General features: G+C 64.8%; 7 protein-coding genes. 3 read left to right on the plus strand and 4 right to left on the minus strand.

Going from position 1 to position 9,156, the window contains the following annotated elements; translation table 11 throughout:
- Nucleotides 1-80 precede the first annotated feature (80 nt).
- From ACE3P0_RS14030 to ACE3P0_RS14040, 3 genes are read left to right on the plus strand one after another with little or no spacing between them, the layout of a single operon-like run.
- Nucleotides 81-1,676: an acyl-CoA ligase (AMP-forming), exosortase A system-associated gene (locus ACE3P0_RS14030; protein WP_374403302.1), complete on the plus strand. Its 1,596-nt coding sequence runs from the start codon at nucleotides 81-83 to the stop codon at nucleotides 1,674-1,676.
- Complete coding sequence (locus tag ACE3P0_RS14035; RefSeq protein ID WP_374403303.1) at nucleotides 1,673-2,914, plus strand: pyridoxal-dependent decarboxylase, exosortase A system-associated; 1,242 nt, start codon at nucleotides 1,673-1,675, stop codon at nucleotides 2,912-2,914. The genes ACE3P0_RS14030 and ACE3P0_RS14035 overlap by 4 nt, the downstream gene beginning before the upstream one ends.
- Nucleotides 2,911-4,731, plus strand: a complete 1,821-nt coding sequence (locus tag ACE3P0_RS14040; RefSeq protein ID WP_374403305.1) for an asparagine synthetase B — start codon at nucleotides 2,911-2,913, stop codon at nucleotides 4,729-4,731. Before ACE3P0_RS14035 ends, ACE3P0_RS14040 begins: the two co-directional genes overlap by 4 nt.
- Before the next feature lie 4 nt (nucleotides 4,732-4,735).
- Here the strand turns inward: ACE3P0_RS14040 and ACE3P0_RS14045 are convergent, their stop codons facing one another.
- The 4 genes from ACE3P0_RS14045 to ACE3P0_RS14060 form a co-directional block, all read right to left on the minus strand.
- Nucleotides 4,736-5,692 carry a polysaccharide deacetylase family protein gene (locus tag ACE3P0_RS14045; protein ID WP_374403307.1) on the minus strand — a complete coding sequence of 319 codons (957 nt, stop codon included), beginning with the start codon at nucleotides 5,690-5,692 and terminating at the stop codon, nucleotides 4,736-4,738.
- The gene (locus tag ACE3P0_RS14050; protein WP_374403308.1) at nucleotides 5,689-6,993 is read right to left on the minus strand and encodes a putative O-glycosylation ligase, exosortase A system-associated; all 1,305 of its coding nucleotides are present in this window, start codon (nucleotides 6,991-6,993) and stop codon (nucleotides 5,689-5,691) included. Before ACE3P0_RS14050 ends, ACE3P0_RS14045 begins: the two co-directional genes overlap by 4 nt.
- Nucleotides 6,994-7,002: 9 nt before the next feature.
- Nucleotides 7,003-8,196: a glycosyltransferase family 4 protein gene (locus ACE3P0_RS14055; protein WP_374403309.1), complete on the minus strand. Its 1,194-nt coding sequence runs from the start codon at nucleotides 8,194-8,196 to the stop codon at nucleotides 7,003-7,005.
- A partial coding sequence (locus ACE3P0_RS14060) for a TIGR04063 family PEP-CTERM/XrtA system glycosyltransferase (protein ID WP_374403310.1) occupies nucleotides 8,193-9,156 on the minus strand: 964 nt, incomplete at its 5' end. The genes ACE3P0_RS14055 and ACE3P0_RS14060, both read right to left, overlap by 4 nt.

The following is a 9,156-nucleotide window of genomic DNA, read 5'->3' on the forward strand; positions in this document are numbered from 1 at the left end:
ACCGCGCCGTGCCAAGCAGCACAAGCGGCAGAGCGCGTGCGCACTAGAATGGCGCCTTGTTCCAGGCGCCCCCGCAGATCATGACGACATTGCTGCACCAACTCCCGTGTCAGTGGTCCGACCGAGCTCCCGACAGCCCTGCGCTCGTCTATGCCGGCAAGACACTTTGCTATGGCGCGCTCGCGCAGGAGATCCATCGTTTCGCTCAGGGCATTCTTGAGCTTGGCTTGTCGCGCGGCGAACGGGTCGCGATCTGGCTCGACAAGCGACCGGAAACCGTCATCGCCAGTTTCGGCGCCACGGCGGCCGGCGGCGTGTTCGTGCCGATCAATCCGCTGCTCAAGCCCGATCAGGTGGCTTACATCCTGCGGGACTGCAACGTCCGGGTGCTCATCAGCTCGCCAGAGCGGCTGACGCTGCTCGATCCTGTGCTGGCGGAATGCCATGACCTGCGCCATCTGGTCGCAACCGGTGCGGCGCCAAGCCTCGCTGCGCCCCAAGCGATCACCGCCTGGGATGCGCTGGGGCAGGATGCCAAGCAAGCGGCCCATCGCGTCATCGATAGCGACATGGCCGCAATCCTCTACACGTCCGGCAGCACTGGCCGCCCCAAGGGGGTCGTGCTATCACACCGGAACATGGTCGCGGGCGCCAAGAGCGTTGCGAGTTACCTGCAGAACAACGCCGACGACACCCTACTTGCTGCACTCCCGTTGTCCTTCGACGCCGGCTTTTCGCAGCTCACGACGGGCTTTTCGGTGGGTGCCCGCGTAGTGCTGCTCAATTATCTGCTGCCTCGCGATGTCATCAAGGCAATGGAGCGCGAACAGGTGACCGGTCTGACTGCGGTGCCACCGCTCTGGATCCAGCTGACGCAGGTCGAGTGGCCGGAGGCAATCCGTACCCATCTACGCTACTTCGCCAACACAGGCGGGCGCATGCCGCTTGAAACGCTGAAAGCGCTGCGTCAGCGCCTGCCGGCCGCCAAGCCCTTCCTGATGTACGGTCTCACAGAAGCCTTCCGCGCGACTTACCTTCCGCCCGAAGAAGTTGACCGACGGCCCGATTCGATAGGCAAGTCCATTCCGAACTCGGAGGTCATGGTGTTGCGCGAAGACGGCAGCCCCTGCGCGCCCCACGAACCGGGCGAGCTGGTGCAGCGCGGCGCGCTGGTCGCAATGGGGTACTGGAACGACGTGGAGAAGACCGCCGAGCGCTTCCGTCCGCTGCCCGGCGGCGCCGCCGGTCGCGAAAGCGGCATCGTCATTCCTGAGATCGCCGTCTTCTCCGGCGATACGGTGAGGATGGACGAGGAAGGCTTCCTGTATTTCATCGGACGCCGCGACGAGATGATCAAGACCTCCGGCTACCGCGTCAGCCCGACCGAAGTCGAAGAAGTGATCTACGGCACGCAACTGGTCGGCGAGTGCGCCGCCTTTGGCGTGGAACACCCGACGCTGGGTCAGGCGATCGTGCTCGTCGTCAGCCCGCCAGTTGGTCGCAGCCTCGACCACGCCGCACTTCAGGCAGAGTGCCGCACCCGCTTGCCGGCATGGCAGGTGCCAGCCCACATCGTGATCCGTGACGGCGCGCTGCCGCGAAACCCGAACGGCAAGATCGACCGCAAGTCGCTCTCCGCCGAATTCACGAACTTCTTCTCTGACGCCACCCAATGAGTGAACCCCGCACCCCGCCGCGCCACACCGACATGATCCAGTTCGCACAGGATGGCGGCGAGCTGATAGTCGGCGGTCTGCCGCTCAGCCGGCTCGCAGCACGCATCGGCCAGACGCCCTTCTATGCATACGACCGCGACTTGCTCGCGCAGCGGATCGCGGAACTCCGCAACACGCTGCCAGCGGGAGTCCAGCTTCACTACGCGATGAAGGCCAACCCGATGCCGGCGCTGGTGAGCTTCATGGCGGCGCGAGTCGATGGTCTGGATGTTGCCTCCGGGCGCGAGCTGCGCGTGGCGCTGGACAGCGGCATGGACCCGCAGGAGATCAGCTTTGCCGGCCCTGGCAAGAGCCTCGCGGAACTGGAGCAGGCGATCGCCAGCGGCGTGTTGTTGAACATCGAATCTGCGCGCGAAGCACGGCTGCTGAGCGACATCAGCGAACGCACCGGCTGGGCCGCGCGCGTTGCGGTGCGCGTGAATCCGGACTTCGAACTCAAGAGCTCCGGTATGAAGATGGGCGGCGGGCCCAAACAGTTCGGCGTCGACGCCGAGAGCGTCCCGGCCCTACTCGCCGAGATCGGGCAGCTCGGGCTGCAGTTCGAGGGCTTCCATCTCTACGCGGGCTCGCAGAACCTGCGCGCCGAATCCATCGTCGAAGCGCAGCAGAAGAGTTTTGAGCTGTGCCTGCGCCTCGCTGAGTCGGCGCCGTCAGCGGTCCGCAGCTTCAACCTCGGTGGCGGGTTCGGAATTCCCTACTTCCCTGGCGAACAACGCCTTGACCTCGCGCCGGTTGCCGATAACCTCGCGCGGCTTCAACAAGATGCAGCTAGCCGGGCGCCAGGTTCACGCCTCGTCATCGAACTGGGCCGCTATCTCGTTGGCGAGGCGGGCATCTACGTCGCCCGCGTGGTCGAACGCAAACTGTCGCGTGGCCACGTGTTCCTGGTAACGGACGGCGGCATGCATCATCACCTCGCCGCCTCCGGCAACTTCGGTCAGGTGATTCGCAAGAACTATCCCGTTGCGATCGGGAACCGCATGGGTTCAAGCGACACCGAGAATGTGTCGGTCGTCGGCCCGCTCTGCACCCCGCTTGATCTGCTCGCGGACAAGATGGATTTGCCGCGCGCGCAGGAAGGAGATCTTGTCGTCGTCTTCCAATCCGGTGCGTACGGTTTCACGGCCAGTCCCCGCGATTTCCTGTCTCACCCGCAGCCGCTCGAGGTGCTGGTATGACAGCGCGCCTCAACCGCCTGATCTGCCGCTTCGACCCGTCGCAGCTTGATACGAGCGTCAGCTTCCCAGCGCCCATCGGCGATTCCGTCGAAATCGAGTTACCGGGTCTGTCGCTTCGCGCGGCGGGGCCCGACGTCCGTATCGGCGCCACACAGCGGCAAATGCTGGTGCAGATTGGCCGCCCCGCGCTGCGCAACGCAGCGCTCGCCGCTGACTACGCGAAAGCAGGCCCTGGCGCCTTGCTCGCACCCCTGCTCAATGACGCGAGCGCGTTCGCCGATGAGCTTCAGGGGCGTTTCGCGCTGCTGTGGATCGACCTTGACCGCGCTCAGCTCGGCTGCCTCAATGACCGCTTTTCGACTCACCCGCTTTGCTGGGCCACCGAAGGGTCCGCGCTGGCGCTGGCATCGCGTGCGGACTGGGTACCACTTGCAGATCGACAGATCGACCCGCAAGGCATCTTCGACTACCTGTACTTCCACGTCATCCCGGCACCGCGCACCATCTTCCGCGGCGTTTCGCGTCTTGAACCAGGGCACCTGCTCGATTGCGGCCGCAGCGGGGTCCGAAACGACCAATGGTGGCAGCCGCGCTTCACGCAAACCCCGGTCGGCGATGTCCGCGCCCTCAAGGCGCGCTTTGTCGGCGCGATCCGCGGCGCGGTCGAGCGGGAATCCGCGAATGCGGGCCGCGTGGCCGCATTCCTGTCCGGCGGCACCGACAGCTCGACCGTGATCGGCATGCTGCGCGAGGTGAGCGGAAGCCAGCCACGCGGCTACTCGATCGGCTTCGACACCGCCGGCTACGACGAAATGGAGTACGCACGTATAGCCGCCAAGGCTTACGGCGTCGACCACCGCGAGTACTACATCACCGCGCAGGATCTCGTCAGCCACATTCCCGCCGTCGCCGCGAGCTACGACCAGCCCTTCGGCAACTCTTCCGCGTTGCCGGCCTATTGCCTCGGGCTGATGGCAAAAGCCGACGGCTACGACAAACTACTAGCCGGCGACGGGGGGGACGAACTCTTCGGAGGTAACGCCCGCTACGCAAAGCAGAAGGTGTTCGAGCTTTACCAAGCTATCCCCGCAGCAGTCCGAAGTACGCTGATTGAGCCGATCGCTGGGGCAGACTGGGCCACGCGTGTACCGTTACTGAGCAAGGCATGCAGCTATGTCGAACAAGCCCGCATGTTGCCGCTCGCCCGAACCGAGCAGTACAACTTGCTGCAACGCCTTGGCCAGGACTCCGTCTTGGGGCAAGCGTTCCGCAGTCTGGCCGACACCGACGCGCCGCTGCAGCTGCGTCGCCGTGTCTGGGATGGTGTACGTGCGGACACTGTGCTGGACCACGAGCTAGGCTTTGACTGGCGTTTCACGCTGGCGGACAACGATCTGCCCAAGGTGATCGGTACCACCTCACTGGCGGGGCTGGATGTCGGGTTCCCGCTGCTCAGCGAAGAACTGATTGCGATCGCCCTGACGCTGCCAGATGCAATGAAACTCAAGGGCTTCAAGCTGCGCTGGTTCTTCAAGGAAGCGCTGCGAGGCTTCCTGCCGGACGAGATTCTGACGAAGAAGAAGCACGGCTTCGGCCTGCCCTTCGGGCACTGGGCACTGACGGACCCGGCCCTGCGCGCGCTATCGCGCGACTCGGTGCAGGGCCTGGCCGAGCGCGGCATCCTGCAAGCGGCGTTCGTCGACGCGCTGTTCAGCAAACTACTGCCGACACACCCCGGCTATTACGGCGAGATGGTGTGGATCGGCATGATGCTCGAACAGTGGCTGCGTGCCAACGCGCCGGATACGCGCTTCTAGGCGATCAAACCAGGGCCTCGCGCATGGGCTGCGCGAGGTTCTGCGCCATGCGGATGCCGAAGCGAAGGCGATCTGCATCCCACGGCGTGAAGCGGCGCAACTGGAACACGTCGTCCCCCTGTGCCGACGCACCCCACGCAGTGGAAACGGCGGCATCGAAACCGAGTTCGCGCACCAACGCAACGTGCTCCGGCAAATAGTCGCGCCCCGGCTTGCCGTTCGGGTAGGCGAACAGAGGCACTCGTGCGCCGATGATGCGTTCCAGCACAACGCGCCCGGCGTTGATCTCGTCCCGCGCGCGAGGCAGCGGAATTTTTGCCAGGATCGGATGGCTCACCGTGTGCGCGCCGATCGCAAAACCCCGCTGATGCAACTGCGCAAGCTGCGCACTGCTCATCATCAGATCCGTCGGCAGGGTCGTATGCGCGGCTCGCGCTACGTCGACGACCGCTTGTTCCCGTTCGATCGGTTCGAGGTATTTGATCTGATCGATCAGGCGCAGCGCCGCCGTTTCGCGAGCACGCCAGTCATTCAAGGGAAAGCGCCCCCACTGCGGGGTATCCAGAACATCCAGCGGCGAGCGCCGCACGGCTTCGATCAGCCCGTCGTTCCACATACGGCCACCGTCCAGATAACCAGACGCAACGAAAAAGGTCGCGTGCAGGCCAGCGGCCTGAAGGATCGGCGCGGCAACGGTCAGGTTGTCGGCATAGCCGTCGTCGAAGGTGATCGCCGCCGCGCGGGCGGGCAAGGAGCCATCCGACAGTCGCCGCACCGCCTCGTCCAGCGGCAACACGTTGAACCAGCGTTTGATCCAGCCCAGGGTGCGCACAAAACGTTCCGCATGCAGTTCGCCAGGAAACATCGGGTCCTGCTTCGGCGCCACCCGGTGCCAGATGAACACCGACAGACGGGCACGCGAGCCTTGCGGCGAGAGAATGCTCAAACCAGTGCGGATCATGTTGCGGCTTCGACTTGCTTGGTGCGTCCGGCGCGGCTCGGCGGGGCGTCGACAGGATCGGTCAGCCAGCCGCGCTCGGCAACCCAGCGGCGGGTCAGCGCGGTCAGCACCAGCAGGTTATAGGGAAGGTCGAAATACGCGAGGCTCAGGAAGGCCCCGCCGACCAGATAGCCGACGAGCGCCACCTGGCACATCGAACCCAGATCGCGCGCCCAGCGCGCTTCCGGCACATCCTTGGTGTGCTTGCGCAGCCATGCGCCATCACGCCACACGAGAAACCACAACAGCAGAAACAGCGCGAGGCCTACGAAGCCATGCTCGCCGAGCACCTGGAAGTAGATGCTGTGTGCCGCATGCACATCGGTCGGGTCAGGCGCGTATTGCTGGAATACGATCAGCGAATAGATCTGGAAGCCACCGCCGAAGAAGCGGTCACTGGCGAGGTTCCAGGCCATCCACCAAGCGTTGATCCGGCCCATCGCCGACGCGTCCTGCTGGTACTCGCCAATGGTGTGCATGCGCGAACTCCACTCTTCGGGCATGAACGCCACCAGCCCCACGGCGGCCACGATCATGACGATGCCACCCGCCAGCTTGTTCGGGCTCCGCAACCACAGGAACCCGGCCATTGCCGCAATCGCAACCAGTGCGCCGCGCGAATGGCTCCCCACTGCGGCCGCAGCCGTCAGCAGCATTGCCAGCGTGAAGGCATGCCGCTGCCACTTCTTCTCGGGCGCCAACTGCAGCTGCAGGTAGCGCATCAGCGGAATCGTGATGATCATCGCAAGTGCGATTTCGTTATTGCCCTCGATGAAGGATTCCGCCGGCCCCCACACACGGAAGCTGCCGCCGGTTGCAATCGTGAACAAGCCGCCCTTGACGCCGAAAAAGCCGATCGAGAACACGATCGCCCAGGTCAGCCACTGAATCTGCGCGCGGGTGCGCAGCAACATCAACGCGACCAGGATCATGAAGTCGATCTTCAAGACCCGCGTGAGCATTTCCCAGCTCTTCTCCTCGAAGATCGAGAATGGATAGGTGATGCACATCCAGATCATGAAAACCAGCAACACCGCGACCGACGGCGATACGAACGGCTGACGCTTGTCCCGCGTCAGCATCAGCCCGATCAAGGTACAGCCCGCCATCAGCGCAGCAACCGGCAGATCATCAAGCCGCCAGGTCAGGCGGTGAGGGTTCATGATCGAGATCCACGTCCAGCCGATCACACCGATCCACGGCCGGCGAAGCGCCGTCAGGGCGAACGCCAGGATCAGAAGCAGGATGAATATGTCACGCATTCTTGCGCCTCATGCCGCCGCACCGGTGATGCGGGAAAACAGGTCTACCTGAGCCTGTGAGGTCGGTTCCCAGCCGAAGTTCTCCGCATAGCGGCGCACCGCGGCACGATCCGGCGACCGCGCGAAAAGCCGCAGTACCGCCTGCGCGATGGCCGCTGCGTCGCGGCTGTCGACCAGCTCGCCGGCCTCGGGCGCGGCGACCACCTCCGGCGTGCCCCAGATACGCGTGGCAACCACCGGGGTGCCACAGGCCATGCTTTCGAGCAGGACGTTCGCCCACCCCTCGCGACTCGATGCCAGCACCAGTGCATCGGCAGCGCTGTACCAGTCGGCGAGCACGGTATTCGGTTGCGCACCGGCAAAGAACACACGCCCCTGCCGCCCAGGCTTGGCGGCAGCCTCGCGCAGACGTTCGCGCTCCTCACCCTCACCCACAATCACGAGATTCACGTCCGGCAAGTGGTCCAGTGCCTCGATCACCAGATGATGCCCCTTGCGTTCGACCAAGTGTCCGACCGACACCAGCAGCCGCCCCTGCACAGGCAAGCCAAGCCGTGCGCGGCATTCCGCCTGCGGCCGTGGCGAGAAACGCTGCAGGTCAACGCCGTTGCGCATCACATGAAGGCGATCGTCAGCCGCGCCCATGTCGCGCAGCACATCCAGCAAAGCGCTGCAGACGCCAATCGACCCCGCCGCCTGCGCGGCCGCCCACTGGATCATGCGCCGCGGCAGCGGATATGCCGGAATCAGGTTCAGATCGGTGCCGCGCGCGGTGATAACGAACGGCTTCTTGAGCCAGCCCGCGAGCATCGCTGCCGCCACACCGTCCGGATAGTAGTAGTGCGCATCGATCAGGTCGAAATCGAAGCCCTCGCGCAGCAGGCGCGCGACGGTGGCACGTGCGCCCAAGGCCAGGGTCAGCGGCGCAACGGTCATACCCACCTTAGGCGGCAGCAGGTAGCGCGGATGCCAGATCTCGACGCCATCGCGCTTCTCGAACGCGGGCGTGGCGGCCATGCGGGCCCAGTCGCCGAAGCGCTCTGCACGCGACGGAAACCACGGCACCGGTGCGACGACCCGGGTTTCGACCTTGCCCGTCTTCAGCAATTCGCGCAGCCGCGTTTCGACGAACACGCCATGCGTGGGCCGTGCGGCGCTGGGGTACAGCGTCGAGAAGAGCAGTGTGCGGATTGGTCGCGTCACGCGCAGACAGGTCCCGGGACGAGCCGACCATAGATCGCACGATAGCGACCCACGCTGTTCCGCCAGGTCCGCTCGTTCTCGACAAATTGCCGCCCCGCCGCCCGCAATGCCGGCCAGCGCTCCGGCGACGCGAGCAAACGCGATACCGCATCGGCGAGCGCAACGGTATTGCCGGCGCGGAACAGCACGCCGGTTTCACCGTCACGAATGAGTTCACGATGCCCGCCCACGTCGGAGGCAACAAAAACGCGTTGCTGTGCCATCGCCTCAAGTGGCTTCAGCGGCGTGACGAGTTCGGTCAAGCGCATCGGGTGGCGCGGGTACACCAGCACATCCACAAGATCGTAGTAGCGGCCGACATCCACATGCGGCACCCGACCGGTGAAGACAACCTTGTCGCCCAGCCCCAGCGCCTCGGCCTGCCGCTTCAGGGCCCCGTCTTGCGGCCCGCCACCAACCAACAGCAGGCGTGCCCGCGGGCGACGAGCGAGGATTTCGGGCATCGCCTCGAGTAGCAGATCGAGCCCTTCGTATGCATAGAAGGAGCCAATGAAACCCAGCACCTCGGCAGCTTCGAGCCCGAGCGACTGCTTCAGCGCCAGATCCGGCGCAGCATCTGCGTCAAACGCGTCGGCATCCACCGCGTTGGGAATTACCGTCACGCGCTCGGCCGGAATACCCCGCGCAACGATATCTGCGCGCAGCCCCTCGCAAATACAGGTCACATGATCAACACGGCGCAGCGCCCAGGTCTCCAGCGCGCGGGTCGCACGATAGCGCAGGCTGCCTTCCTGTGTCGTGCCGTGATCGACCGCGGCATCCTCCCAGAAGGCGCGCACTTCATAGACCACCGGCAAACCATGCCGGCGCCCAGCGCGGATTGCGGGAATCGCGTTAAGCACAGGCGAATGCGCATGCAGCACTTGCGGTTTGATCTGCACGATCAACTCATCAATGCGC

Origin of the sequence: Niveibacterium sp. (genome assembly GCF_041909475.1) — a bacterium.
Lineage (GTDB): Bacteria > Pseudomonadota > Gammaproteobacteria > Burkholderiales > Rhodocyclaceae > Niveibacterium.

What these genes read in the sequence shown, in the direction of transcription:
- ACE3P0_RS14045 (WP_374403307.1), bottom strand. Translation starts at nt 5,692, where the DNA reads ATGATCCGCACTGGTTTGAGCATTCTCTCGCCGCAAGGCTCGCGTGCC.
- ACE3P0_RS14030 (WP_374403302.1), top strand. Translation starts at nt 81, where the DNA reads ATGACGACATTGCTGCACCAACTCCCGTGTCAGTGGTCCGACCGAGCT.
- ACE3P0_RS14050 (WP_374403308.1), bottom strand. Translation starts at nt 6,993, where the DNA reads ATGCGTGACATATTCATCCTGCTTCTGATCCTGGCGTTCGCCCTGACG.
- ACE3P0_RS14035 (WP_374403303.1), top strand. Translation starts at nt 1,673, where the DNA reads ATGAGTGAACCCCGCACCCCGCCGCGCCACACCGACATGATCCAGTTC.
- ACE3P0_RS14040 (WP_374403305.1), top strand. Translation starts at nt 2,911, where the DNA reads ATGACAGCGCGCCTCAACCGCCTGATCTGCCGCTTCGACCCGTCGCAG.